Below are 26945 nucleotides of genomic sequence, written 5' to 3' on the forward strand. Positions count from 1 at the left end.
CCGCCTCAGCGAGCCAGGAGGCGGAGGCGTCCCGGACGCACCATCCTGGTCGTGCTGCTGGTCTTGCTGCTGGCCGCTGTCGGGTTCTTCTTCTACGTCGACTCGACGCTCAAGCGCATCGACGCGCTGCCGGACTACGAGGGCCGTCCGGCCGAGACGCCGGGCACCACCTGGCTGCTGGTCGGTTCCGACGCGCGGGAAGGCCTGTCGCAGGAGCAGAAGGACGCGCTCGCGACCGGTGACGCGGCGGGGCGGCGCACCGACACCATCATGATGCTGCACCTGCCGGACAACAGCGCGGCCAAGCCGACGTTGCTGTCGCTGCCGCGCGACTCGTACGTCCCGATCCCGGAGAACGGCCGCAACAAGATCAACGCGGCGTTCGCGTTCGGTGGGCCGCAGCTGCTCGTGCGGACCGTCGAGGGCGCGACCGGTGTGCGGATCGACCACTACATGGAGATCGGCTTCGGCGGGTTCTCCGACATGGTCGACGCGGTCGGCGGCGTGGACATCTGCATCGACGAGCCGATCAAGGACCCGCTGGCCGGCATCGACCTGCCCGCCGGTTGCCAGGAGCTCGACGGCCCGAAGGCCCTCGGGTTCGTGCGGACCCGCGCGTTCGCGACCGCGGACCTGCAGCGCGTGCAGAACCAGCGCAAGTTCCTGTCGGCGCTGTTCGAGAAGGTGCAGAGCCCGGCCACCCTCGTGAACCCGTTCCGGGTGTTCCCGCTGATGAACGCGGCGTCCGGTGCGGTGTCGGTGAACAACGACGACCACGTGTGGCACCTGGCGAGCGTCGCGCTCAACATGGGTGAGGCGCAGAGCGGCACCATCCCGATCGCGGGCACTCCCACGATCCCCGGCGCGGGTTCGGTCGTGCAGTGGAACAAGGAGAAGGCGTCCCAGCTGTTCGACCTGATCAGCAAGGACCAGCCCGTTCCGGCCGACCTGATCGCCGTCCCGAAGTAGCTACTCGGCGGGCTCGGGGGTGGGCTCCGAGCCGGTCAACCCGGCCTCCTGCGTGATCTCTTCGAGCTCGCGCAGGAGGTCGTCGTAAATCGGTGTCAAAGACATGGTTGGTCCCCCTCTTCTGGATCTTCCCCCGTTCAGGTGACGGGAGCTTACGCCCCTGTACCCACCGCGCCGGTCACGTATGCCTGATTCTCGCTAAATGGTGCCTAAAACTACCTGGTCACCAGGCAATATGTGGGCCTGCCACATGTCGGTCACGGCGTGTCACGCCTACCGTTTCGGGCCATGTCGAGTGTCACAGGCCACACCGCACTGGTCACCGGAGCCGCCAGCGGCATCGGTCTCGCCTGCGCCCGCGCCCTGTCGTCCGAAGGCGCGAAAGTCCACCTCGTCGACCTCGACCCACGGGTGCTGGGCCTCGCCGAGGAGGTCGGCGGCGTCGGGCACGTCCTCGACCTGACCACGTCCGTCGAGTCGCTGCCGGCCGAGATCGACGTGCTCGTCAACAACGCCGGTGTGCAGCACGTCGCGCCCATCCACGAGTTCCCCGCCGACCGCTTCTCGGCGATGCTGGACCTGATGCTCGGCGCCGCGTTCCGGCTCACCCGGCACGTCCTGCCGCACATGTACGACCGCGGCTGGGGCCGCCTGGTCCACCTCTCCAGCGTGCACGGCCTGCGGGCGTCCGCCTTCAAGTCCGCCTACGTGGCGGCCAAGCACGGCCTGGAGGGCTTCTCCAAGGTCGCTGCGCTCGAAGGCGCGCCGCACGGCGTGACGTCCAACTGCGTGGCGCCCGGTTACGTGCGGACCCCGTTGGTGGAGAAGCAGATCGCCGACCAGGCGCGGGTGCACGGCATTCCCGAGGCGGACGTCGCCGAGAAGGTCTTCCTGCAGCGCAGCGCAGTCAAGCGGCTGATCGAGCCCCATGAGGTGGCGCAGGCCGTGTTGTGGTTGTGCGACAACAGTTTTGTGACCGGTACGTCGTTGGCCGTCGACGGCGGCTGGACTGCTCAATGAGGAGTTGTCGATGATCAAGAAAGTGGTGGGCGCGTCGCTCATCGGGACAACCGTGGAGTGGTACGACTTCTTCCTCTACGGGTCGGCCGCCGCACTGGTGTTCAACAAGCTCTTCTTCCCGACCGCCGATCCGCTGACCGGCACGCTGCTCGCGTTCACGACGTACGCGATCGGCTTCCTGGCCCGTCCGCTGGGCGGCCTGGTGTTCGGCCACTACGGCGACCGCCTGGGGCGCAAGAAGCTGCTCGTGCTGTCGCTGCTGCTGATGGGCGGCGCGACGATGCTGATGGGCGTGCTGCCGACGTACGCGTCGGTCGGTGTGGCGGCGCCGTTGCTGCTGACGCTGCTGCGGCTGGTGCAGGGCTTCGCGCTCGGCGGCGAGTGGGGCGGTGCGGTGCTCATCGTGTCCGAGCACGGTGACCCGGCGCGGCGCGGGTTCTGGGCGTCGTGGCCGCAGGCCGGTGTGCCGTGCGGCAACCTGCTGGCCACGGCGGTGCTCGCGGTCCTCGCGGCGGTGCAGTCGGACGCGGACTTCCTGGCGTGGGGCTGGCGCATCCCGTTCCTGCTGTCGGGCGTGCTCGTGGTGATCGGCCTGTGGATCCGGCTCACCGTCACCGAGTCGCCGGTGTTCCTCGCCGCGCAGGAGAAAGCTGCCCAAGCAAAAGCTGCTCAGCCGAAGGGCGGGACCGAGGAGAAGGCGCCCGCGCTGGAGCTGTTGCGGCACAACTGGCGCGAGGTGCTGATCGCGATGGGCGCTCGGTTCGCCGAGAACGTGTCGTACTACGTGATCACGGCGTTCATCCTCGTCTACGTGGTGACCGGGCTGGGGTTGTCGAAGTCGGTCGGCCTCAACGCGGTGCTGGTCGCCTCGGCCGTGCACCTGGTCACCATCCCGGTGTGGGGTCACCTGTCCGACCGGTTCGGGCGGCGGTCGATCTACCTCGTCGGCGCGGTCGGCATGGCCGGGTGGATCTTCGCGTTCTTCGCGCTGCTCGACACGAAGAACCCGGTGCTGATCACCCTTGCCACGACCGTCGGGCTCGTGCTGCACGGCGCGATGTACGGGCCGCAGGCGGCGTTCTTCTCGGAGCTGTTCGGCACGCGGGTGCGCTACTCCGGCGCGTCGGTCGGCTACCAGCTCGCCTCGATCGCGGCCGGTGCGCTGGCCCCGCTCATCGCGACGGCGCTGTTGCAGGCCTACCGGTCGTCGTTGCCGATCGCCGTCTACGTGGTGATCACCTGCGTGATCACGGTCGTGGCGGTCCTGCTGGCGCGTGAGACCCGTGGTGCGGATCTGGAGGAACGTGACAGGGTTGGGGTGTGACACGACGGCGTGAAGCCGAACTGGCGGCGTTGTTCGAGACCGCGTCCGAGCTCGCGGGCATGCGCGACCCGGACGCGGTCCTCCGCTCGATCGTGCGGCGGGCGCGCACGCTGCTCGGCACCGACCTGTCGTACCTGTCGATGAACGACCCGGCCGGCACCTACATGCGGGTGACGGACGGGTCGGTCTCGCCGCTCTTCCAGCAGGTCCGCCTCGGTCTCGGTGAGGGCCTGGGCGGGCTCGTCGCGCAGACCGCCCGGCCCTACGCGACCGCCGACTACTTCGCGGACGCGCGGTTCAACCACACCGGGCCGATCGACTCTGCGGTGCGCGACGAGGGCCTGGTGGGGATCCTGGGCGTGCCGCTGAAGCTCGACTCGAAGGTCATCGGCGTGCTCTACGCGGCCGACCGGACGGCACGGGAGTTCCCGCCGGAGGAGGTCTCGCTGCTGTCGTCGCTGGCCGACCACGCGGCGATCGCGATCGACACGGCGTCGTTGTTCGAGACGATCCAGGCCAACAACGCCGCGATGAAACGGGCGGAGGAGGCGCACGACCGGCTCACCGACCTGGTGCTGCGCGGTGGTTCCGCCGCCGACGTGGCCGCGGCGGTGGCGGAGCTGCTGGGCGGGCCGGTGGAGGTGCTGGAGACGGCGCCGACGCTCGCGGTGCGGGCCAACGGCCGTGCGGTGCTGATCGACGACGTGTGGGTGTGCGCGGTGCTGGCCGGCTCGGAGCTGCTCGGCGGGATCACCCTGTCCGGGCGGCCCGACCTGTCGGACGCGGACCGGCGGCTGTTCGAACGCTCCGCGGTCGTGACGGCGTTGCTGTTGCTGCTGCGCAGAACCGTGGCCGAGGCGGAGAACAAGGTCCGCGGCGAGCTGATCACCGACATCCTCGACGGGCGCGACCCGTCGGGGCTGCTGGCGCGAGGCCGCCGGGTCGGGGTGGAGCTGACCGAGCCGCACGTCGTGCTGGTGGCGGACGGGAACCTGGGCGCGGCCACGCACTACGCGTCGGTCCACAGAGGACTCGCCGGGTCGCGGGACCGGGACGTGGTGCTGGCGCTGCCGTCGCGGTCGACGGCGGTCGCGCACGAGGTGGCGCGAGCGCTGGGCGCGACCGTGGGGGCGTCCGGGCCGGTGGTGGGGCCGACCGCGATCGCCGCGGCCTACGAGGAGGCCCGCCGGTGCCTGCGGGCGTTGCGGCAGCTGGGCCGGGAGAAGGACGCGGCGACGATGGCCGACCTCGGGTTCGTCGGCGTGCTGCTGGGCGAACGCGGCGACGTGTCCGGTTACGTGCGGTCGGTGCTGGGGCCGGTGCTCGACTACGACGTCGAACGCGGCACGGAGCTGGTGCACACGCTGGAGGCCTACTTCCGCTGCGGCGCGAACCTCAGCCGTGCCAAGGCCGAGCTGCACCTCCACGTCAACACGGTCACGCAACGGCTCGACCGGGTCACGTCGCTGCTGGGCGACTGGCAGTCGCCCGACCGCGTGCTGGAGGTGCAGCTCGCCCTGCGGCTACTGCGCCTGCTGGGCTAGCGGCACGGCCTTGTCGCGTGCCGCGGTCACGTCACGCGCCCTTGATCAGGTCGGCGGCGCGTTCTCCGATCATGAGGACGGTGACCATGGGGTTCACCGTCGGCATGGTGGGGAACACGGACGCGTCGACGACGCGGAGGCCTTCGAGCCCGATGACCTTGAGGGCACCGTCCACAACGGACCCGATGGCGCAGGTGCCGGCCGGGTGGTAGACGGTGTGCGCGGCCCTGCGGGCGTACTCGGACAGCTCCTCGTCGGTGGTGACCTCCTGGCCGGGCGCGATCTCCCGCTTGAGCCACGACCTCAGCGGCTCCTGCTGCGCGACCTTCCGCGCGATCTTGATGCCGTCGACCAGGGTCTGCTCGTCGTAGGCCGCGGGGTGGGTGAAGTAGCCGAAGTCCAGGGCGGGCTTCTCCGCGGGATCGCTGGACTGAAGCCACATGCGGCCCTTGCTGTGCGGCCGCGGGACGTTCGGCGTCATGCAGACGCCGTGCTCCACCACGGGCAGGCCGAGGCGTTCGGTGTTGGTGGTGAACGGGATCTGGTAGAAGTGGAACATCAGGTCCGGCCGCGGGTCCGCGGTGTCGCGGCGCACGAACAGGCCCGCGTCGGAGTCCATCACCGAGTTGGGCGGTAACGGTGCCGTGGTCTCCCACACGATCACCGACTCGGGGTGGTCGAGCAGGTTCTCGCCGACGCCGGGCAGGTCGTGCTTCACCTCGATGCCGATGCCGCTCAGGTGTTCCGCGTCGCCGACACCGGACAGGTTGAGCAGCCGGGGCGTGTCGATCGCGCCCGCGCACAGCAGGACCTCGCGGTCCGCCTGGACGTACCCCTTGTCGGTGTGCACGCCGATCGCGCGGGTGCCGTCGAACTCGATCCGGCTCGCCCAGGTGTTGAGCAGCAGCGTGAGGTTCTTGCGGCTGTCCAGGACCGGGTGCAGGTAGGCGGTCGAGGCCGACGACCGCCGGTTGTCCCTCTCCGGGTGGTAGGCGACGGAGAAGAAGCCGGCGCCGTCCGTGAACGGCCCGGCGTTGAAGTCCTCGACCTCGGGGACGCCGAGCGCCTTCTGCGCGGCGGCGACGAAGTCCTTCGCGATGGGGTTCCGGTCCTTCTCGGCGACCGGGACGATGTTGAGCTCGACCCGGTCGTAGTACGGGCCGAGCGCGTCCCACGTCCAGCCGTGACCCCACCCGTCGAAGTCCTGCGGCAGCGGCTTGAAGCTGATCAGCGTGTTGTGGCTGGAACAACCGCCGAGGACCTTCGCGCGCGAGTGGCGGATGTGCGAGTTGCCGTTGGGCTGCTCGACGGTCGGGTAGTCGTAGTCGTACTCGGTGCCGAGCAGGTTGATCCAGTTGCGCAGGTCGAGGATCTTCTCGTCGCCGACGTCGGACGGGCCGCCCTCGACGACCGCCACCGTGACCGACGGGTCCTCGGTCAGTCTCGCGGCGAGCACGCAGCCGGCCGTTCCGCCGCCGACGATCACGTAGTCGTACACGGTCACCGCGAGCCCTTTCGCGCGAACCAGTTCTGGGCCTGTGGCTTGAGGTTCTGGTAGACGTGCTTGGGCTCGGTGTACTCGTGCAGGCCCGCGGTGCCGAGCTCGCGGCCGACACCGGAGCGCTTGAAGCCGCCCCACTCGGCCTGCGGCAGGTAGGGGCCGAACTCGTTGATCCACACGGTGCCGTGGCGCAGCTTCTTGGCCACCCGCTGCGCCTTGTCGACGTCCTGGCTCCACACCCCGCCGGCCAGGCCGTAGTCGGTGTTGTTGCCCAGCGCCACGGCCTCCTCCTCGGTGCGGAAGCGTTCGGCGGTGATGATCGGGCCGAACGTCTCGTCCTGGACGAGCCGCATGTCCTGGTGGCAGTCCGCGTAGACGGTGGGGCGGAAGAAGAACCCGTTCCGCAGCTCGGGATCGTCCGGCCGCTTGCCGCCGGCCTTGAGGGTGGCGCCCTCCTGCCGGGCGATCTCCACGTACGCCTCGACCTTGGCGCGGTGCTCGGCGCTGACGAGCGGCCCCGACTCGGTGTCCTCGTCGAAACCGTTGCCCAGCTTGATCCGGTCGGCGCGGCGGGCGACCTCGTCCACGAAGTCGTCGTAGACGTCGTCGTGCACGATGAGCCGCGTGCCGGAGGAGCAGACCTGGCCGGCGTGGAAGAACGCCGCCGTGAGCGCGTAGTCGACGGCGGTGTCGAGGTCGGCGTCCGCGAAGACGATGTTCGGGTTCTTGCCGCCCAGTTCGAGGGCGACCTTCTTCACGGTCCCGGCCGCGGCGGCCATGATCCGCTGACCGGTGGCGAGGCTGCCGGTGAACGAGACCAGGTCGACGTCGGGGTGCTCGCTCAGCGGCGCGCCGACCTCGGGCCCGGTGCCGAGCACGAGGTTCGCGACGCCGTCCGGCAGCCCGGCCTCGGCGAGCAGCTCGAACAGCCTGATGGTCGTGAGCGGCGTGATCTCGCTGGGCTTGGCCACCAGCGTGTTGCCGGCCAGCAGGGCCGGGGCGATCTTCCAGGAGATCTGCAGCAGCGGGTAGTTCCAGGGCGCGATCATGCCGCAGACGCCGACGGGCTCGTAGTCGATGCGGCTGATGACGTCCGGTGGCGTGCCCTGCACGATCTTCGGGTGCAGCACGCCGGCCAGGCCGCCGTAGTAGCGGAAGACGGCGACGACGTCGTCCACGTCGATCCGGCTCTCCACCAGCGTCTTGCCGGTGTCGAGGGTCTCGGTGCGGGCGATGTCCTCCTTGTCGCGCTCCAGCAGGTCGGCGACGCGGTTGAGCACGGCGGCGCGGTGCTCGGGGGCCGCGTGCTGCCAGTCGCCGTGGTCGAAGGCGGCTCTGGCCTTCGCGATCGCGGAGACGGCCTGGTCGCGGGTCTGGTCCTCGACCTCGGTGAGAACACTCTGGTCGTAGGGGTTGATGATCTGCCGAACCGGCGACACGGACGCCTCCCTGCTCGTCTGTCCACCTAGGACATGTGGGTGTTGCCGGTCGCCGGCGGCGGTCAAACCGTGACGACCATCTCTACCTCAGGTTCCGGCGGAACCGGGTGAAGAGCCGGGCGTTGCTCATCGCCAGGACGCCGACGACGTCCTCCGGGTTGTCGGCGTCCCGGTAGGTCGCGACGAACTTCCGGTCCTCGATGGACCCATCTTCGACGCGGACGTCGTTCGTCGCTCGCCCGATGAACTGGATCCGCACCCCGTATTGGTCCGACCACACATAACCGCCGTTGGCATGCGTGGCGACCGTGTCACCGGCGAGCAAGTTGCGGACGGCGATTTGCGCCTGCTCGGCGGCGGACGTCCAGTGCTCGGCGCGGTGCCCGGCCCAGTTCGCGACGTCTCCCACGGCGACGACGTGCTTCAGGTTCGTCACGCCACCCGCGTCGCACACGACACCGTTGTTCAGGGTGATCGGCCCGCCCGCGAGCCAGTCCGTGGCGGGACGCGTGCCGATGCCCGCGACGACGACGTCGGCGTCGATCTGCCGTCCGTCGGCGAGCTTGATCCCGCTGTCAACGTTGACGGAATCAACGTTGATTCCAGTGATCAACGTTGATCCGTGGTCGTTGTGCAGCTGTCCGCACGCGGCACCCATCTCCAGGCCCAGCACGCGCGTCAACGGCGTCGGCAACGCCTCGACAACCGTGACCTCCTTGCCCAGAGCGCGCGCACTCGACGCGATCTCCGCACCGATGAACCCGGCACCGATGATGCCGACGTGCTGCGCGCCGCCGAACGCGTCGCGGATCGTGACCGCGTCGTCGAGGGTGCGCAGGACGTGCGTGCCCGGCATCGTGCGCGGCACGCCGCCCGTGGCTATGACGAAGCCGTCGGCCTCGACGGTGGTGCCGTCGCTGAGCGCGACCTCCCGGTCGGAGAGCAGCCCGCTGGCCCGCACTCCCAGCCGCCAGTCCGCCGCGAGCGCGTCGAGGTCCTCCTGGTCGGCCAGCGGCACCGCCTCGCACTTGCCGAGGAGGAAGTCCTTCGACAGCGGCGGCCGGTCGTAGGGCAGGTGCACCTCCTCGCCGACGACGACGAGCCGCCCGTCGAACCCCTGCTGGCGCAGTGCCTGCGCCGACCTCAAGCCGGCGAGCGATGCACCGATGATCGCGATCGTCCTCACGCCACGTCCCTGTTCACCTCGACATCGACATAGACCCCTCCATCTTTCACAACGACGGGGTAGGTCTTCACCGATCTTTTAGCGGGCAGACAGGTCGGCTCGCCCGTGCGAAGGTCGAACGACGCGGCGTGCAGCGGGCATTCGACGAAGCACCCCTCCAGCCACCCCTCGCTGAGGGACGCGTCCTGGTGGGTGCACGTGTCGTCGATGGCGTACAGGACACCGTCGGCGTTGAACACGGCTATCGGCGCATGAGAACCGACGATGCGCACCGCCTCTCCTGGGGGCAGGTCCGTGAGAGCGCAGGCGCGGATCATCGTCGGCCTCCGTTGCGTGACACGACACACGTTCCGAATGACGCAACACAATCTCCGGCTCCAGCGACGCGCCGTCAAGAGTTCGGCCGGGTGTTTTGCCTGCCGGTTACTGTTGCGCGATGAGCAACTCCGACTCGGCAGCTCAGGTGCAGTCCGTCGATCGAGCCATCAGCGTCCTGGAACTGCTGGCCCACGGCGAAGCCGGCATCACCGAAATCGCAGGTGAGCTGGGCGTGCACAAGTCCACGGTGTCGAGACTCGTCTCCGTCCTGGAGGCCCGCGGACTGGTCGAGCAACTCGGAGAACGCGGCAAGTACGCCATCGGCTTCGGCGTGGTCAGACTGGCCGGCGCCGCCACCGGCCGCATGGACCTCACCAAACTGGGCCAGCCCGTCTGCCAGTCCCTCGCCGACGAGTTCGGCGAAACCGTCAACATCGCCGTCCACGACGCCGGCGTCGCCATCAACATCACCCAGGCCCGCGGCTCGGCGGCCATCTCCGCCGTGAACTGGATCGGCCAGCGCACCCCGCTGCACGCCACCTCCTCCGGCAAGGTCCTGCTCGCCCACCTCCCGCTGACCGAGCAGAAACGCCTGGCCGCCCTCCCCCTCGACCGCTACACCGAGAACACCGTCACCAACCCCGACCGCCTGCTGGCCGAACTCGCCACCGTCGCCGTGCAGGGCTACGCGGCCTGCTTCGAGGAGCTCGAACTGGGCCTGCACGCCGTCGCCGTCCCGATCCGCGGCCACCGCGGCGAGGTGGTGGCCGCGATGAGCGCCTCCGGCCCGTCGTACCGCCTGACCCGCACCCGCGTGGCCGCCATCGTGCCGTCGATGTCCGGCGCGGCCGCTGACCTGTCCGCGCAACTCGGCTATTTCGCGGACTGACGCCCGCGCCCGTGCCGGGTTCGTTCGCTCTGGTGCTTGGCGCTCGGCTCACCCTCGTTGCTTCACCCGAACGTGTGTGTCCGGATCGCTCCCTTCGCTCGTCTGTTTCCTCGTGACCGGTCTGCGGACCGGTTCTCGGCCGACCCACCCGTCGGCCACGCGACAGCCGGTGAAGGGAGCTCCGCGATGTTTCACCCGTTCGAGATGTCCGGATCCTGGCCTTCGCCCGCCGCTTATGAGGAAGCGCGCGACCCAGCCACCCGCCTCAACCTCTTCCCTCGCGCCTTCCGCCACCTCCACGCCGCCCATTCGGCCGTCTTGACACCAGGGCGCACCAGGCGCAACTTGTTGCATATAGCGGAACAAGCTCCGTTCCGCGCAACGACGGGCAAGGGGTGTGGTGATGCCTCGAGTGGTGGTCGTGGGTGCGGGAATCGTGGGCTGCGCACTGGCCGACGAGCTGACCGAACGGGGCTGGACCGACGTCACGGTCCTCGACCAGTCCGCCGGCTTCGCCACCGGCGGCTCCAGCAGCCACGCCCCGGGCCTGGTGTTCCAGACGAACCCCTGCCGCAGCATGACGGCCTTCGCCCGCTACACCGTGGAGAAGTACACCGCCCTCGGCTGCTTCGACCAGGTCGGCGGCCTGGAGGTCGCCACCACCCCCGCCCGCCTCGCCGACCTGACCCGCCGCCACGGCTGGGCCACCTCGTGGGGCATCGACAGCCGCCTCATCGCCCCCGACGAGGTCGCCCGCCTCCACCCCCTGCTCGACACGAGCCGGGTCCTCGGCGGGTTCCTGATCCCGACCGACGGCCTGGCCAAGCCCGTCGCCGCCGCGGAGGTCCAGGCACGGCGCGCCATCGAGCGCGGCGCCCGGTTCGTGTTCGGGCAGAAAGTGATCGCGGTCGAGACGTCCGGTGACCGGGTTGCCGCGGTGCGCACGGAGACCGACACGTTCCCGGCGGACGTCGTGGTGTCGTGCGCCGGCATGTGGGGGCCGGTGCTGGGGGAGATGGTGGGGTTGACGGTGCCGCTGGTGCCGATGGCGCACCAGTACGTGTTCACCGGGAACGTGGTGGCGAGCGCGCGGGCCCGTGCGGGGGCGGGCAACGGAGCGGCCGGTGTCGGCGTGGCGGGTGGGGTGGGTGCGAGCGGCCTGGGAAACCCTCCGGCACCGGCCAGAAGCGTTGTTGCGGCTGATGATGCGGGTGTGGGTGGCGTCGCCGGTGCGGTGGGCGGGTCCAACGCGAACCAGGCGATGAGTGGACCGGCGCACGGAGATCCAGGTGTGGTGTCGCGGGGAAGCGTTGCAGAGCAGGGAAGCGCCAACGTGGACCCCGAGGGAACCGTTGCGGCACAACCAACAGCGGGCGCAAGCCTGAGCGTGACCGCCGAGACCTTGGCACGCCAACCCATCCTGCGCCACCAAGACGCCGACCTGTACTTCCGCGCCCACGGTGAGTCCCTGGGCATCGGCGCCTACGGCCACCGCCCCATGCCGATCAACGCCGCCGACATCACCGGCTCCGAGCTACCGTTCACCGCGGAGGACTTCGAGCAGTCCTGGGACGCGGCGGTCGAGCTCATCCCGGCGCTGTCGGGGGCCGGGGTGGAGCGCGGGTTCAACGGGCTGTTCTCGTTCACCAGCGACGGGATGCCGTTGCTCGGCGAGCACCCGCGGCTGCGCGGGTTCTGGGTCGCGGAGGCGGTGTGGATCACGCACTCGGCCGGGGTGGCGCGGGCGATGGCGCAGTGGATCGTCGACGGGCAGCCGGAGTTGGACCTGCATTCCAGCGACCTCAACCGGTTCGAGCAGGTGCAGCTGGCGCCGGACTACGTGCTGGAGCGGAGTTGCCAGAACTTCGTCGAGGTCTATGACGTGCTGCACCCGTTGCAGCCCATGGAGAGTCCGCGGCCGCTCCGGACGAGTCCGTTCTACGGGCGGCATCGGGAGCTTGGCGCGGTGTTCCTCGAAGCGGCGGGGTGGGAGCGGCCGCACTGGTTCGAGGCCAACGCGGACCTGCCGGAGGTGGCCGAGGTGCCGGGGCGCAACGAGTGGGCGAGCCGGTACTGGTCGCCGATCTGTGGCGCGGAGGCGTTGGTCACGCGCAAGCGGGTGGCGATGTTCGACATGACGCCGTTGAAGCGGTTGGAGGTCAGCGGGGCGGGAGCGTTGGGGTTCCTGCAGCGCATGACGACGAACAACCTCGACCGCAAGCCCGGTGCGGTGGTGTACACGTTGCTGCTCGACGAGAGCGGTGGCGTCAGGAGTGACCTGACCGTCGCGCGGCTCGACGCGACCACGTTCCAGGTCGGTGCCAACGGCAACCTCGACCTGGCGTGGCTCGAAAGGCACGCGCCCGCGGACGTGCACGTCAAGGACATCACGGCGGGAACGTGCTGCATCGGGTTGTGGGGGCCGAAAGCACGGGACCTGCTCAACGGGATCCCGCACACCTTCGACACCGGCAAGGGGTACTTCACGGCGCAACGCGGGTACGTCAAGAACGTTCCGGTGACGGCGCTGCGACTGTCCTATGTGGGCGAACTGGGGTGGGAGCTGTACACGACGGCGGACCTCGGCGTGAAGCTGTGGGACACGTTGTGGGAGGCGGGGCAGGAGCACGGCGTGATCGCGGCGGGGCGCGGGGCGTTCGCCAGTCTGCGGCTGGAGAAGGGGTACCGGTCCTGGGGCACGGACGTGACCGGCGAGCACGACCCGTTCGAGGCGGGGCTGGGGTTCGCGGTGCGCGACGACAAGGACTTCCTGGGCAAGGAGGCGCTGGCGAAGCGCGGCAGCGGCAAGAAGCTCACGTGTCTCGCGATCGACGACCCCCACCAGGTCGTCATGGGCAGTGAGCCCGTGTTCCACGACGGCAAGGCGGTCGGGTACGTCACGAGCGCCACCTACGGGTACACGACCGGGGTCAACATCGCCTACGCGTGGTTGCCCGACAACGTCGAAGGGGAGGTCGAGATCGAGTACTTCGGTGTCAGGGTCACGGCGCGGCCGGTGCCGGAGCCGTTGTTCGACCCCGCGATGAAGCGGCTGCGCGGATGAGCGCGGGCTACGACGTCATCGTCATCGGACTCGGCGGCATGGGCAGCGCCGCCGCGTACCGGCTCGCGCAGCGCGGCAAGCGGGTGCTGGGGCTGGAGCGGTTCACCGGCGTGCACACGCAGGGGTCGAGCCACGGCGAGTCGCGGATCACGCGGCAGGCCTACTTCGAGGACCCGGCGTACGTGCCGCTGCTCCTGCGCGCGCACGAGATGTGGGACCAGATCGAGCGCGACAGCGGCGAGAAGATCTTCCACCGGGTCGGCGGGCTGCTCGTCGGCGCACCGGAGAGCCGGACCATCGCGGGCAGCAGGCTCAGTGCCGAGCAGTACGGGCTGCCGCACGAGGTGCTGGACGCGCAGGAGATCCGCAAGCGCTTCCCCGCCATGCGACCGGGGCCGGACGAGGTCGCGCTGCACGAGGGCGGAGCCGGTTACGTCGTTCCCGAGAGCTCGGTGCGGGCGCACCTCGAACTCGCCGGGAGAGCGGGCGCCGAGCTGCGCTTCGAGGAACCGGTGACGCACTGGGAAGCCGGCCGCGTCACCACCGCTCAGGGCATTTACGAGGCGGAGCACGTCGTCGTGTGTCCAGGTCCGTGGGCGCCGGAGCTGTTGCCGGACCTCGGAATCGCGCTGGAGGTCGAACGGCAGGTCCAGTTCTTCTTCACGCCCGCGGCGGACCTGCGCGACTACCCCACCTACATCTGGGAACGCGGCGGCCGGACCTTCTACGGCTTCCCCGAGCGCAACGGCACGGCCAAGTTCGCGATCTTCGGCGAAGGCGCGGCGTGCACGCCCGACACGATCGACCGCACGGTCCACGCCCACGAGGTCGAGGCGGTCACGGAGCTCGTGCGGCCGCTGATGCCGGGCCTCACCGGCACCTTCCAGCGGGCCGCCACCTGCATGTTCACCAACACCCCGGACAGCCACTTCGTCATCGCGCGCCAGGGCGGCGTCACGGTGGCGTGCGGGTTCTCCGGGCACGGGTTCAAGTTCGTGCCGGTGGTCGGCGAGATCCTCGCCGACCTCGCCGTCGAGGGCGCGACGAGGCACCCGATCGCCCTGTTCGACCCCGCTCGTCCGAGAGCCTGAGAGGCGGAGCATGACCGGCAGCCTGATCTCCACGCTGGAGGGCCGCTACTACACCGACCCGGTGATCTTCGCCGCCGAACAGGCCGAGATCTTCGAGCGGATGTGGTTCTGCGCGGTCAGGTCGAGCGATCTCGCCGGCCCCGGCGACTTCCGCACCGTGCAGGTCGGGCGGGAGAGCGTGCTCATCGCCAGGGACCGGTCCGGTGGCCTCAACGCGTTCCTCAACGTCTGCCGGCACCGCGGCGCGCGCATCTGCACCGACGAGCAGGGCAGCGTCAAGCGGGCGTTCCAGTGCCCGTACCACGCGTGGACGTACGCGTTGGACGGCAAGCTCGTCGCCGCACCGAACCTCACCTCGATGCCCGACGTCGACCGGGTCGAGTACGGGCTGACGAAAGTGCACCTGCGGGAGTGGCTCGGCTACGCCTGGGTCTGCCTCGCCGACGACCCGCCCAGCTTCGAGGACGACGTGCTCGCCGCCGTGACGGAACGGCTCGGCGACCTCGTCGCCATCGACGGCTACGAGATCGACCAGCTGCGGACCGGACGGCGGATCGTCTACGACGTCAGGGCCAACTGGAAGCTGATCATCGAGAACTTCATGGAGTGCTACCACTGCGCGACGATCCACCCCGAGCTGACCGAGGTGCTGCCCGAGTTCGCCGGCGGCTACGCGGCCCAGTACTACGTCGGCCACGGCGCCGAGTTCGGCGACGAGATCAAGGGTTTCACCGTCGACGGCGGCGAGGGCTTCGGAAAACTGGCGGCGCTGGAGGAGGAACGCGACCGCAAGTACTACGCCATCACCGTCAGGCCGCAGGTCTTCATCAACCTCGTGCCCGACCACGTGATCCTGCACCGCATGTACCCGATGGCCGCCGACCGGACGGTCGTGGAGTGCGACTGGCTCTACGCCAAGGAGGTCGTCGCCACCGGCCGTGACGTCTCTCGCTCGGTCGAGCTGTTCCACCGGGTGAACGAGCAGGACTTCGAAGCCTGCGAGCGATGCCAGCCGGCCATGGCGTCGCGCGCCTACGCGCATGGCGGGGTGCTGGTGCCGTCGGAGCACCACATCGGCGGATTCCACGAGTGGCTGCTCCAGAAACTGGAATCAGCCGACTAGGGGATCGACTGGTCACCCGTGCACGCGAAAGCTTGCACGGGTGATGGAGCACCCGGACTTCCTACCCCCGACCGGGGAGCACGATCTCCTCCGCCGCATCCGCCAACTGGCCGAGCGCGCGGAACGGACGGCGCACAACAGGTCCAACTTCGTGGGGCCGCCGCCGTCGCAGGAACACCTGGACATCCTCGCGGAGATCAGGATGCTCTCCGAGGAGATGACGACGACGACCAGGAGCGAGGCAGCCGCAGCCGCGGCGGCCGATCCCGCTGCGCCCAAGGCCGCGGGCAGGCGAGCCGAGGTGCTGCCCCGGCCCGCCAGACCCGCCGACGACCTCCTGCCCAGATCCTGACGGCCAGATCCTGACGGTCAGCGCCGTGACGGTCTGGGCCGTGACGGTCTGGATCGTGACGGTCAGCGCCGCTGGCCGCGCACCATCTTGACGAGACCCTTCATCGTCTCCTCCAGCCCGGAGCCGAACGGGTTGTCGTGCACCAGGTACGTCCACGTCGAGCTCGGGCGCTTCACCCCCGCGTCGGAGAGGTCGTAGCCGTCGTCGGTGATCTTCGCGGCCTCGTACTTCTCCTTCGCGAGCGCCCACGACTCCGGCACGATCTTGTTGAACGCCGGGATCGCCTCGCGGTGGAACTCGTCGAGCGGGTTCTGCCTGGCCAGCGCGCGCAGGTGGATGCCCTCGCGCAGGTCCGACAGGAACGTCAGGTGGTGCGTCCACAGGTCGTCGAGGAAGAACAGCGTGATCGCCCGCGCCGCCTCGGCCGCGATCTCGTCGGACGCGCCCTCCTTCTTGCCGAGCTTCTCGAACGCCGCGTCCGTGCGCAGCACCACGTCGCGGTGCTTGAGCAGCAGGTCGCGCTGGTGCTCGATCAGCTTGTTGTAGCGCCACGTGTTGCGGTGGATCTCCAGGTTCACGCCCTCCGCCACGCGCTGGGCGTGCTCGAACGTGTGCAGCAGGCCCCTGTCCCGCACCCGGCCGTCGTCATCCACTTCGGACGGGTCCTCGGCGTCGGGCGCGTACTGCGTGATCAGGTCGTCCTGCAGCGACGAGAAGAACAGCGAGCCACCGGGGTCGCCCTGCCGGCCGGCGCGGCCGCGCAGCTGGTCGTCCAGGCGTGAGGACGAGTGCCGGCCGGAGCCGATCACGTACAGGCCGCCCAGCTCGGCGATCCGGTCGTGGTCCTCGCCCTCGTGGCCGCCCAGGCGGATGTCCGTGCCGCGACCGGCCATCTGGGTCGACACGGTGACCCGCTCGAACGAGCCGGCGTCGGCGATGATCGACGCCTCCTCGGCGTCGTTCTTCGCGTTGAGCACCACGCACTCGAGCCCGGCCTTGCGCAGCTTCGTGGAGATCCGCTCGGACTCGGCGACGTCCAGCGTGCCGACGAGGATCGGGCGCCCGGTCTCGTGCGCCTTCTTGATCTCCGCGACGAGCGCGGCCTCCTTCTGCTCCAGCGTGGCGTAGAGGCGGAAGTCCTCGTCCTCGCGGATGTTCTCCTTGTTCGGCGGGATCACGAGGACCTCGAGCTCGTAGAACTCGCGCAGGGTCTCCGCGACGGCCACCGCCGTACCGGTCATGCCGCACCGCGTCGGGTACCGCGACAGCAGCGCCTGCACGGTCATCGAGTCGAGGATCTCGCCGGACTCGGTGGTCTGCACGTTCTCCTTGGCCTCGACCGCGGCCTGCAGGCCGTCGGGCCAGCGCTGCAGCTTCGCGATGCGGCCGCGGGAGTCGTTGATCAGGTGCACCTTGCCGTCGCGCACGATGTAGTCGACGTCGCGGTGCAGCAGGACCTGCGCGTGCAGCGCCACGTTGACCTTCGACAGCGTCGAGGTGACGTGCTCCTGCGAGTACAGGTCGATCTCACCGAGCGCGCGCTCGACGGCCTCGGAGCCGGCGCCGGTGAGGAAGACGTTGCGCTCCTCGTCGTCGATCTCGTAGTGCAGGTTCTGCCGCAGGCGCTTCACCAGGTCGGCGATGACCGGGTCGGCGGCCTCCGCGCTCGTCGAACCGGCCAGCACGAGCGGCACGCGGGCCTCGTCGACGAGCACCGAGTCGGCCTCGTCGATGAGCGCGACCTCCGGCTCGGGGACGATCAGGTCCTCCGCGCGGGTGACGATGCGGTCGCGCAGGATGTCGAACCCGATCTCGCTGACCGGCGCGTACGTGACCTCGCACCGGTAGGCCTCGCGGCGCTCCTCGGCCTTCGAGCTGCCGTTGATCCATCCGACGCTCACACCGAGCAGCCGGTAGAGCGACCCCATCCACTCGGCGTCGCGCTGGGCGAGGTAGTCGTTGACGCTGACCACGTGGACGCGGCGGCCCTTGATGGCGAACCCGGCCGCGGCCATGGCGCCGGCGAGCGTCTTGCCCTCACCGGTGGCCATCTCGACCACGAGGCCGTTGAGCATGCCCAGCGCGCCGAGCACCTGCACGTCGAACGGCCGCTGCCCGATGGCCCGGTCCGCGGCCTCCCTGGTCAGCGCCACGAGCTCGGTGTCGGTGCACTCCTCGCGCAGCTTCACGGCGTGGGCCGTCAGCTCCTCGTCGCTGAACGCCTTGAACGTCTCAGCGTGTTTTTCCACGTCCACCAGCTGTGCCTGGAACGGAGCGAGGTCTACCGACGCCGGTTTCTGCGCGAACCGGCGCATCCGCTGCTTGAAGCGCGCCATGAGAGTGGTCACGACGCAGCAACGTACGGCATCGCCGCGAGGTTCCGCAGAGGTCTTGACTGTGAAGGCCCGATTTGTCCTTTAGATCGGGCCTTCACAGCCGTTGATCAGGCCCGTTCCGGTTCGTGGGTCTCTGGCAGCCGCAGCACGGACACCAGCGTCACCACCGCCATGAGCAGCAGGAACGCCGACACCGACAGCGACGTGCCGGTGGCCCCGAGCAGCGCCGTCATGATGACCGGTGTACCGCCGCTGACCAGGATCGACGCCAGCTGGTAGGCCAGCGAAGCGCCCGAGTAGCGGACGTTGGGCGCGAACAGCTCACCCAGGTAGGCCGCGATGGGCCCGTAGACCAGCGACGACGCGATACCGCCCACGGTCGTGGCGACGAACATCCACACGAGTGAACCGGTGTCGACCAGCAGGAAGTACGGGAACGCCCAGACGAGCATGCCGACCGTGCCCGCGATGATCAGCGGGCGGCGGCCCATGCGGTCGGAGAGGTGACCGGCGTAGAGGATCACCGGGATGCTCACCAGCGACGACAGCAGGCTCACGACCAGCACGGACTCGCGGGCCAGCCCGAGGGTCGTGGTCGCGTAGGACAGGACGCCGGCGATCGAGACGTAGAAGATGGCGTTCGAGGCGAACATCAGCCCGGCGCCGAACAGGATCTCCTTGCGGTGCGAGCGCAGGGCCTCCTTCAGGGGTGCGTGGACGACGGCGGTGCCCGCGGCACGGCGTTTCTGCAGCTCGCGGAACACCGGGCTGTCCTCCACCTTGAGCTGGATGAACAGCACGACGGGGAACAGCAGCGCGCTCGCCAGGAACGGGATCCGCCAGCCCCACGCGGCGAACTCCGCCTGGCTCATCGACGTGGTCGCGGCGATGAAGGCGACGTTGCCGAGGAACACGCCGATCGGGACGCCGGCCTGACCGAACGTGCCCGCGAAGCCACGCCGTCCCGGCCCGGCGGACTCGGTGAGCAGCAGGACCACGCCACCCCACTGGCCGCCGACCGCGATGCCCTGCAGGAACCGCAGCAGGACCAGCAGCAGCGGCGCGCCGACACCGATGCTGCCCGACGTGGGCAGCAGGCCGATCAGGAACGTCGCACCGGCCATCATCGCGAGGCAGATGACCAGAGCGGGTTTGCGGCCGAACTTGTCGCCGACGTGGCCGAAGACCAGGCCGCCGACCGGGCGGGCGATGAAACCCGCCCAGAACGTGCTGAACGACAGCAGTAATGCCACGACCGGCGTGGCTTCCGGGAAGAACAGCTTCGGGAAGACCAGGGCCGCAGCGGTTGCGTAGATGAAGAAGTCGTACCACTCAATACTGCTGCCGACGAGTCCGGCAGCCATGAGCCTGCGCAAGGTCTTCTGTTCCGGGGCAACACTGACCACGGCTTCTCCTCACCAGGTGTCGATGAACGGTCGTTTCTTCCCTTGGGGACGGGAAGTGCTGGGGGCGAGCGCCGTGGCGACCCACCGGCGGGTGTCCGCGGGGTCGATGACGTCGTCGATCTCGAAGACCGAGGCGACGTTGAGCGCCTTGCCGTGTTCGTACGCCGCTGTGACCATCTGGTCGTAGCGTTCCTTGCGTTCGTACGGGTCTTCGATGGCGTCGAGCTCGCGTTTGAACCCGAGCTTCACGGCGCCTTCGAGCCCCATGGGGCCGAACTCGCCGGTGGGCCACGAGACGGCGAACTGCGGGACCTTGAGGCTGCCGGCCGCCATGGCCTGCGCGCCCAGGCCGTACGCCTTGCGGGTCACGACCAGTCCGAAGGGGACGGTCAGGTTCGCGCCCGCGACCACCATGCGGGTGAGGTGGCGGACGGTGGCGGTGCGCTCGGCGTCGGGGCCGACCATGAAGCCGGGCGTGTCGCAGAGGCTGACGACGCCGAGGTCGAACGCGTCGCACAGCTGCAGGAACCGGGCGGCCTTGTCGGCGGCGTCGGCGTCGATGGCGCCGCCGAGGACGTTCGGGTCGTTCGCGATGAGGCCGAGCGGGCGGCCCTCGACGCGGACGAGGGCGGTGACGATGCCGGTGCCGAAGCGCTTGCGGAGTTCGAGGACGGAACCGGTGTCGGCGAGGGTCGTGATGATGGTGCGGACGTCGTAGGCCCGCAGGCGGTTCTCGGGGACGGCGTGGCGGAGGAGGCGCTGGTCGGCGCAGTTCCACGATCCGGAATTGTCGGTGGTGGGTGGGATAATTGATGCAAGGGGCCCCCCTTGTGAACCGGAAGGCTGGAAGTAGGAGAGGTACTGACGCGCCACGGCGACCGCTTCTTCTTCGGACCCCACCACGACGTCGACAACACCGTTGGGCACCTGCACGTCCAACGGCCCGATGTCCTCGGGACGGAACGTGCCCAGCCCGCCGCCCTCGATCATCGCCGGGCCGCCCATGCCGATGTTCGCGCTCTCGACCGCGATGATCACGTCGCACGTGCCCAGCAGCACCGCGTTGCCCGCGAAACAACGGCCCGCCACCACGCCCACCAGCGGCACCTGGCCGCTCAGCTGCGCGAACGCGTGGAACGACCCGCAGTCGAGGCCGCTGACCATGCTGTGGTCGGTGTCGCCGGGCCGTCCGCCGCCGCCTTCGGCGAACAGCACCACGGGCAGGTTCTCCTGCCGTGCCAACGCGAACAGCCGGTCCGTCTTCTGGTGGTTGCGCAGGCCCTGGGTGCCCGCGAGCACCGCGTAGTCGTAGGACATCGCCACGATCCGTTGGCCGTTCACGATGCCGATACCGGCCACCATGCCGTCGGCGGGCGTGCGTTCGATGAGTTCCGACAACGGGCGGCGCGCGCGTTGGGCGGCGATGGCCAAGCCGCCGTATTCGACGAAGTCCGTGCAGAGGTCCGCGATGTTCTCCCGTGCGGTCCGGCCACCGGCGGCGTGCCGGCGCGCGGCCGAGGCGGGGCGGTCGAACGAGTGCCGTTCCAGCACCTCGGCCAGGTCCGGGCGCACCTCGGCGAGGTCCACCGGTGCGGCGTCCTCAGTGGACTCACCCGCGCCGGAGGCGAGCAGCTGCCCCGCCGCCACCGTGTCGCCGACGGCGACCAGCACCTCGCCGGACACCCGCACGACGTGCTGCATCTTCATCGCTTCCAGCACCACGGAGTCCGCCGACACCGCCACCACGGTCCCCGCCAGCGGCGCGCGCATCCCCTCGACCGGCTCGTCGGTGATGAAGTCGGTCGTCGCGCCGATGACGTCCCGCGTCAGCAACGTCCGCAGGAACTCCAGGTTCGTCGGCACCCCGCCGATGCGGAACTCCCGCAGCGCCCGCCGCGCCCGGTTCAGCGCCACGTCCAGGTCCTCGCCGTGCACCACGAGCTTCGCGAGCAGGCCGTCGTAGCGCGTCCCGACCCGGTAGCCCGGATACGCGTGCGTGTCGACGCGCACCCCGGGCCCGGCCGGCACCACGAACTCCGACAGCACGCCGCCCGAGGTCTGGTTCACCCGCAGCTGCACGGCCGACCCGCGGTCGAGCGGCGTGTAGTCGACGTCGCCGCCCCACGCCAGCAGCAGCTGCGTGCGCACGAGGTCCACACCGGACACCATCTCGGTCACGGTGTGCTCGACCTGCAACCGCGGGTTGACCTCCAAGAACGCGAACGAGTCACCCGACACCAGGAACTCCACGGTGCCGACGCCGGTGTACCCGGCGGCGGAGGCGATCTCCGCCGCCGCCGAGTGCAGGGCCTTGCGCAGCGCCGGGTCCAGCAGCGGGGCCGGGGCGATCTCCACGACCTTCTGGTGCCGCAGCTGCAACGAGCAGTCGCGGTCGCCGATCACCGCCGTCCCGACCAGCTGCACCTCGATGTGCCGCGCGGAGGGCAGCAGCCGTTCGAAGTAGACCTCGCCGTTGCCGAACGCCGCCAGCGCCTCCGCCCGGCACGCCTCGACGGCGGCGTCGAGGTCCGCGGGGTCGTGCACGGCCCGCATGCCCTTGCCGCCACCGCCCGCGACGGCCTTCACCATCACCGGGAACTCGCCGGGTGCGGCGTCCAGCACCGGGATGCCCAGCGACGCCGCCAGCTCGCGGGCCCGCCGCTTGTCGCCCAGCAGCTCCAGCACCTCGGGCGACGGCCCGACGAACGCCAGCCCGCGGGCCTGGCACGCCCGCGCGAACGCGGCGTTCTCCGACAGGAAGCCCCAGCCAGGATGCACCGCCTGGCAGCCGTCCGCCGCGTCCAGGAGCTGCGCGACGTCGAGGTACGGCGCTGGTCCACGTAGCGCGACCGCCCGGTCCGCGAGCGTCACGTGCAGCGACGAGGCGTCGTCCTCCGCGTACACCGCCACGGTGCGTATGCCCAGGTCGGCTGCCGCGCGCAGCACGCGGACGGCGACCTCACCCCGGTTGGCGACCAACAGCACGGCAATCCTCCTGAGCGACCGCTTAGTATGTGACGGCCGTCGCATGTTGCCACCTGAGGTCAACAGAAGTCCATACGGAACCGATCGGGGAACTGAGACGTCAACGGAACGCTTCGGCGCTAACCGGCGATGCAGCGGGCAGACTCCCCGCGAAGTGCGAAGGGCTCCAGGAGGCCGCAGTGGTGTTCAAGAGGATGTTGCGCGCGTTCGGCGTGGGCGGGCCGACCGTCGACACGGTGCTGACCAACCCCAACGTGCGGCCGGGCGACGTGCTCACCGGCGAGGTCAGGATCGCCGGCGGTGACCACCCGGCCGAGATCGACCACGTGACGCTGGCGCTGCTGACCCGCGTCGAGGTCGAGAGCGGCGACAACGAGTACAACACGAACATGGAGTTCCACAAGTACTCCGTGGCGCAGCGGCTCGCCGTCGGGCCGCACCAGAACCTCTCGCTGCCGTTCCAGCTCCCGGTGCCGGTCGAGTGCCCGCTCAACGTCGTGGGCGGCACGCAGCTCGCGGGCATGCAGCTGGGCCTGCGCACCGAGCTGGAGGTCCGCGGCGCCGTCGACCCCGGCGACCTCGACCCGATCTGGGTGCACCCGCTGCCCTCGCAGGACGCGGTGCTGCAGGCGTTCGGGCACATGGGCTTCCGCTTCACCAAGGCCGACAACGAGCGCGGCCGCATCCACGGCGTGCCGCAGACGCTGCCGTTCTACCAGGAGATCGAGTTCTACCCGCCGCCGCAGTTCGCGGGCCGCGTCAAGCAGGTCGAGCTGACCTTCGTCACGACGCCGCAGCACCTGCACGTGATCCTGGAGGCCGACAAGCGCGCCGGGCTGCTGCGCGCGGGCGGTGACGTGTACGGCCGGTTCGGCGTGACGCACGAGCAGGCGCTCGGCACCGACTGGACCGCGACCATCAACCAGTGGATGGCACAGGTCTCCGGCAGCCGCTGGTAATCCGAAAGGTCTACCCGCTTACTCCTCATGCTGCGAATCCCGGCGTCTGAAGGGATCATTCGGCCCAAGAGTCGAACACCAGCGGGAGGAGGCGGGCCATGGGCATCGGAAGTGTCATCGGCGCGCTGATCATCGGCCTGATCCTGGGTCTGCTCGGCAAGCTGTTCGCGCCGGGCAAGCAGGCGATCCCGATCTGGCTGACCATCCTGGTCGGCATCGTGGCCGCGTTCATCGGGACGTGGATCGCACGGCTGCTCGGGGTGGAGGACACACCCGGCATCGACTGGATCGAGCTGATCGTCCAGATCGTGGTCGCCGCGATCGGCGTCTCCGTCGTGGCCGGGATGTACGGCCGCAAATCGGTCAGGTAACCGGCCGCAGCATGCGCAGGACGAGGTCGGCGTACAACGCGCCGATCTCGTCCGGCGTGCGCTTGCCACCGGGCTGGTACCACCGCGCGACGTCGATGCACAGCGACAGCACCGCCAGCGTCGCGCCCCTCGGGTCGGGCACGTCGAACACGCCCGCGTCGATGCCGTCGGAGATGAACGACCGCATCCGCCCGTCGATCTGCCGGCGCAGCTCCGCCACCTCCGCGTGGTGTTCCGGGGAGAGCGCGCTGAGCTCGTACTGCACCACCCGCGCCGTCGTGTGGAACTCCGCGTGCCACCCCGCGAACGCCGCCACGGCGTTCCGCAGCCGTTCCACCGGGTCACCGCCGCGGATGCCCGACAGCAGCGTCAGCGACGTCTCGTGGCCGACCCGCGAGATGTGGAACAGCAGCTCCTCCTTCGACCGGTAGTGGATGTACACGGCCGCGGGCGACATCCCGGCCAGGGCGGCGATGTCGCGGGTCGTCGTGGCGTGGTAGCCCTTGTCGGCGAACGCGTGCGCGGCCGCGATGAGCATCCGGCGTGCGGCGTCCGGGGTGACCGAGCGCCACGTCTCGTCGAGCAGCGCGAACTCGTCCAGTCCGGTCGTCGTCATCGGGCCGCTCCTCGCGTGTTGACAGGTGATCGATCGTACTGCACGCTAAGCGGGCGCTTAGGTCTAAGCAACCGCTTAGTATGGAGGTACGGGTCGTGCAGCGGACGCTGTTCAACGAGGACCACGTCGCGTTCCGCGAGTCGGCGAGGGAGTTCGTCGGCCGCACGATCGCGCCGAACGTCGAGAAGTTCATCGAGCAGCGGGTGATCGACCGCGACGTCTGGCTGGAAGCCGGTCGCCAGGGCCTGCTGGGCCTGGAAATTCCCGAGGAGTACGGCGGCAGCGGCGCGAACGACTACCGCTTCAACGCCGTCTTCGCCGAGGAGCTCTGCCGGGTCAACGCCGCCGTCGCGTCGTCGCTGGGCATCCACGGCGACGTCGTCGCGCCGTACCTGGTCGACCTGTGCACCGAGGAGCAGAAGCAGCGCTGGCTGCCCGGCATGTGCACCGGCGAGCTCAAGACCGGCATCGCGATGACCGAGCCCTCCGGCGGCTCCGACCTCGCCGCGCTCAAGACGACCGCCGTGCGCGACGGTGCCGACTGGATCCTCAACGGCTCCAAGACGTTCATCACCAACGGCTACACCGCCGACATGATCGTCGTCGCGGCCCGCACCGACCCGTCGAAGGGCGCGCGCGGCATCACGCTGTTCGCCGTCGAGACCGGCATGCCCGGCTTCGAACGCGGCCGCAAGCTCGACAAGGTCGGCCAGCACCCGTCCGACACCGCGGAGCTGTTCTTCTCCGACGTCCGGCTGCCCGCCGCGAACATGATCGGCGAAGAGGGCCAGGGCTTCATCTACATGATGGAACGCCTGCCGCAGGAACGCATCGGCGCCGCCATCTCCAACCTCGCGCACGCCCAGGGCATCTTCGACGAGACCCTGGAGTACGTGAAGGAGCGCAAGGCGTTCGGGCAGGCGATCGGCAGGTTCCAGCACAACAAGTTCCTGCTGTCGGAGCTGCGCACCAAGCTCGACGTGACGCAGGCGTTCGTCGACAACCTGACGATGCAGCACGTGCGGCGCGAGCTGACCGCGGTCGAGGCGGCGCAGGCGAAGTACTGGAGCGCCGACATCGAGAACGAGGTCATCGACGCCTGCGTGCAGCTGCACGGCGGCTACGGCTACATGACCGAGTACCGCGTCGCACGCGCGTGGATGGACGCCCGCGTCACGAAGATCTGGGCGGGCTCCAACGAGATCATGAAGGAACTCATCGGCCGCGACCTCGGCCTGTAAGGGGTGTTCTGTGGCTGAAGTAGTCATCGTCTCCACCGCCCGTTCGCCGATCGGCCGCGCGCGCAAGGGTTCCCTCGTGTCGATGCGGCCGGACGACCTGGCCGCGCAGGTGATCTCCGCCGCGCTGGCGGACGTCCCGGCCGCCGAGCTCACCGACCTGCACCTCGGGTGCGCCGAGCCGCAGGACGAGCACGGCCAGAACATCGCGCGCCGCGTGGCCGTGCAGCTCGGCCACGACAGCCTGCCGGGCACGACGGTCAACCGGTTCTGCGCCTCCTCGGTGCAGACCGCGCGCATGGCGTTCCACGCGATCAAGGCGGGGGAGGGGCACGCGTTCGTCTCGGCCGGCGTCGAGTGCGTCTCCCGGTACCTGCACTCGGGTGTGCCGTCGTTCAACCCGCTCTTCGACGAGGCCCGGCAGCGGACCGAGCACACGGCGGCGACCAACGCGGCGTGGACCGACCCGCGGCTCGACGGCAAGCTGCCCGACTACTACATCGCGATGGGCCAGACCGCGGAGAACGTGGCCACCCAGCTCGGCATCTCCCGGCACGAGCAGGACGAGTTCGCGGTGCGGTCGCAGAACCTCGCCGAGAAGGCCATCGCGGACGGGTTCTTCGCCCGCGAGATCACGCCGGTGACGCTGCCCGACGGGTCCGTGGTGTCCACTGACGACGGTCCGCGCGCCGGTGTGACCTACGAGGCCGTCTCGGCGCTGAAGCCGTCGTTCCGGCCCGGGGGCACGGTCACGCCCGGCAACTGCTGCCCGCTCAACGACGGCGCCGCCGCCGTCGTGATCATGAGCGACGTGCGGGCCCGCCAACTCGGGCTCACGCCGTTGGCGCGCATCGTGTCCACGGGCGTGTCCGGGCTGTCGCCGGAGATCATGGGCCTCGGACCGGTGGAGGCGACGCAGCAAGCGCTTGCGCACGCTGGTATGTCCATTTCGGACATCGACCTGGTGGAGATCAACGAGGCGTTCGCCGTGCAGGTGCTCGGCAGCCAGCGCGCGCTCGGCATCGACATCGACCGGCTGAACGTGCACGGCGGCGCGATCGCGCTGGGCCACCCGTTCGGCTCGACCGGCGCCCGGATCATGACCACGCTGATCAACGGCATGCAGGCCCGCGACGCCCAGTTCGGGCTGGAGACGATGTGCGTCGGCGGCGGTCAGGGCATGGCGATCGTCCTGGAACGACTGAGCTGAAGGG

The 26945-nt window shown here is 69.7% G+C and carries 21 protein-coding genes; 13 read left to right on the top strand and 8 right to left on the bottom strand.

The window, feature by feature from the left end; all coding sequences use genetic code 11:
* Nucleotides 1–51: 51 nt before the first annotated feature.
* The 4 genes from ADL03_RS20045 to ADL03_RS20060 all read left to right on the top strand — a co-directional run bounded on the left by ADL03_RS20045 (nucleotide 52) and on the right by ADL03_RS20060 (nucleotide 4857).
* Nucleotides 52–969: an LCP family protein gene (locus tag ADL03_RS20045; protein WP_231642042.1), complete on the top strand. Its 918-nt coding sequence runs from the start codon at nucleotides 52–54 to the stop codon at nucleotides 967–969.
* Between the two features lie 288 nt (nucleotides 970–1257).
* The gene (locus tag ADL03_RS20050; protein WP_053735030.1) at nucleotides 1258–1989 is read left to right on the top strand and encodes a 3-hydroxybutyrate dehydrogenase; all 732 of its coding nucleotides are present in this window, start codon (nucleotides 1258–1260) and stop codon (nucleotides 1987–1989) included.
* Between the two features lie 10 nt (nucleotides 1990–1999).
* Nucleotides 2000–3313, top strand: a complete 1314-nt coding sequence (locus tag ADL03_RS20055; protein WP_053735031.1) for an MFS transporter — start codon at nucleotides 2000–2002, stop codon at nucleotides 3311–3313.
* On the top strand, nucleotides 3310–4857 hold the full coding sequence (locus ADL03_RS20060) for a GAF domain-containing protein (protein WP_053735032.1): 1548 nt from the start codon (nucleotides 3310–3312) through the stop codon (nucleotides 4855–4857). The genes ADL03_RS20055 and ADL03_RS20060 overlap by 4 nt, the downstream gene beginning before the upstream one ends.
* 31 nt (nucleotides 4858–4888) lie before the next feature.
* Here the strand turns inward: ADL03_RS20060 and ADL03_RS20065 are convergent, their stop codons facing one another.
* From ADL03_RS20065 to ADL03_RS20080, 4 genes are all read right to left on the bottom strand, one after another.
* Nucleotides 4889–6361 carry a GMC family oxidoreductase gene (locus tag ADL03_RS20065; RefSeq protein WP_197288481.1) on the bottom strand — a complete coding sequence of 491 codons (1473 nt, stop codon included), beginning with the start codon at nucleotides 6359–6361 and terminating at the stop codon, nucleotides 4889–4891.
* Nucleotides 6358–7797, bottom strand: a complete 1440-nt coding sequence (locus tag ADL03_RS20070; protein WP_053735033.1) for an aldehyde dehydrogenase family protein — start codon at nucleotides 7795–7797, stop codon at nucleotides 6358–6360. Before ADL03_RS20070 ends, ADL03_RS20065 begins: the two co-directional genes overlap by 4 nt.
* A gap of 82 nt (nucleotides 7798–7879) precedes the next feature.
* Nucleotides 7880–8983, bottom strand: a complete 1104-nt coding sequence (locus ADL03_RS20075; protein WP_053735034.1) for an NAD(P)/FAD-dependent oxidoreductase — start codon at nucleotides 8981–8983, stop codon at nucleotides 7880–7882.
* Entirely contained in the window at nucleotides 8980–9300 is a 321-nt protein-coding gene (locus tag ADL03_RS20080; protein ID WP_053735035.1) for a bifunctional 3-phenylpropionate/cinnamic acid dioxygenase ferredoxin subunit, read from the bottom strand. Before ADL03_RS20080 ends, ADL03_RS20075 begins: the two co-directional genes overlap by 4 nt.
* A 119-nt stretch (nucleotides 9301–9419) precedes the next feature.
* Between ADL03_RS20080 and ADL03_RS20085 the strand changes: the two genes are divergently transcribed.
* From ADL03_RS20085 to ADL03_RS20105, 5 genes are all read left to right on the top strand, one after another.
* Nucleotides 9420–10190 (top strand): IclR family transcriptional regulator, encoded by a 771-nt coding sequence (locus tag ADL03_RS20085; protein ID WP_053735036.1) that lies wholly within the window; start codon nucleotides 9420–9422, stop codon nucleotides 10188–10190.
* Nucleotides 10191–10593: 403 nt separating this feature from the next.
* The gene (locus ADL03_RS20090) at nucleotides 10594–13254 is read left to right on the top strand and encodes an FAD-dependent oxidoreductase (RefSeq protein ID WP_304438805.1); all 2661 of its coding nucleotides are present in this window, start codon (nucleotides 10594–10596) and stop codon (nucleotides 13252–13254) included.
* Complete coding sequence (gene solA / locus ADL03_RS20095; protein WP_053735038.1) at nucleotides 13251–14345, top strand: N-methyl-L-tryptophan oxidase; 1095 nt, start codon at nucleotides 13251–13253, stop codon at nucleotides 14343–14345. Before ADL03_RS20090 ends, solA begins: the two co-directional genes overlap by 4 nt.
* 10 nt (nucleotides 14346–14355) lie before the next feature.
* Nucleotides 14356–15468, top strand: a complete 1113-nt coding sequence (locus ADL03_RS20100) for an aromatic ring-hydroxylating dioxygenase subunit alpha (RefSeq protein WP_053735039.1) — start codon at nucleotides 14356–14358, stop codon at nucleotides 15466–15468.
* Between the two features lie 40 nt (nucleotides 15469–15508).
* Complete coding sequence (locus ADL03_RS20105; protein WP_053735040.1) at nucleotides 15509–15820, top strand: hypothetical protein; 312 nt, start codon at nucleotides 15509–15511, stop codon at nucleotides 15818–15820.
* Between the two features lie 62 nt (nucleotides 15821–15882).
* Here ADL03_RS20105 and secA2 read toward each other — a convergent pair whose 3' ends face one another.
* The 3 genes from secA2 to ADL03_RS20120 form a co-directional block, all read right to left on the bottom strand.
* Nucleotides 15883–18156 (bottom strand): accessory Sec system translocase SecA2, encoded by a 2274-nt coding sequence (gene secA2 / locus ADL03_RS20110; RefSeq protein ID WP_053735041.1) that lies wholly within the window; start codon nucleotides 18154–18156, stop codon nucleotides 15883–15885.
* A 107-nt stretch (nucleotides 18157–18263) separates the two neighbouring features.
* Entirely contained in the window at nucleotides 18264–19520 is a 1257-nt protein-coding gene (locus tag ADL03_RS20115; protein WP_082373310.1) for an MFS transporter, read from the bottom strand.
* Nucleotides 19521–19571: 51 nt separating this feature from the next.
* Nucleotides 19572–22592 carry a carboxyl transferase domain-containing protein gene (locus ADL03_RS20120; RefSeq protein WP_053735043.1) on the bottom strand — a complete coding sequence of 1007 codons (3021 nt, stop codon included), beginning with the start codon at nucleotides 22590–22592 and terminating at the stop codon, nucleotides 19572–19574.
* Nucleotides 22593–22726: 134 nt separating this feature from the next.
* Between ADL03_RS20120 and ADL03_RS20125 the strand changes: the two genes are divergently transcribed.
* Together ADL03_RS20125 and ADL03_RS20130 are read left to right on the top strand one after the other, a co-directional pair.
* Entirely contained in the window at nucleotides 22727–23506 is a 780-nt protein-coding gene (locus ADL03_RS20125) for a sporulation protein (RefSeq protein WP_053735044.1), read from the top strand.
* Nucleotides 23507–23604: 98 nt separating this feature from the next.
* The gene (locus ADL03_RS20130) at nucleotides 23605–23877 is read left to right on the top strand and encodes a GlsB/YeaQ/YmgE family stress response membrane protein (RefSeq protein WP_053735045.1); all 273 of its coding nucleotides are present in this window, start codon (nucleotides 23605–23607) and stop codon (nucleotides 23875–23877) included.
* On the opposite strand, the gene ADL03_RS20135 is transcribed toward ADL03_RS20130, so the two are convergent.
* The gene (locus tag ADL03_RS20135) at nucleotides 23870–24493 is read right to left on the bottom strand and encodes a TetR/AcrR family transcriptional regulator (protein ID WP_053735046.1); all 624 of its coding nucleotides are present in this window, start codon (nucleotides 24491–24493) and stop codon (nucleotides 23870–23872) included. The genes ADL03_RS20130 and ADL03_RS20135 overlap by 8 nt on opposite strands.
* A 95-nt stretch (nucleotides 24494–24588) precedes the next feature.
* Between ADL03_RS20135 and ADL03_RS20140 the strand changes: the two genes are divergently transcribed.
* Nucleotides 24589–25734, top strand: a complete 1146-nt coding sequence (locus ADL03_RS20140; protein ID WP_053735047.1) for an acyl-CoA dehydrogenase family protein — start codon at nucleotides 24589–24591, stop codon at nucleotides 25732–25734.
* Nucleotides 25735–25744: 10 nt separating this feature from the next.
* Complete coding sequence (locus ADL03_RS20145) at nucleotides 25745–26941, top strand: acetyl-CoA C-acetyltransferase (RefSeq protein ID WP_053735048.1); 1197 nt, start codon at nucleotides 25745–25747, stop codon at nucleotides 26939–26941.
* Nucleotides 26942–26945: the final 4 nt, after the last annotated feature.

Source organism: Nocardia sp. NRRL S-836, from assembly GCF_001279525.1.
GTDB lineage: Bacteria > Actinomycetota > Actinomycetes > Mycobacteriales > Pseudonocardiaceae > Lentzea.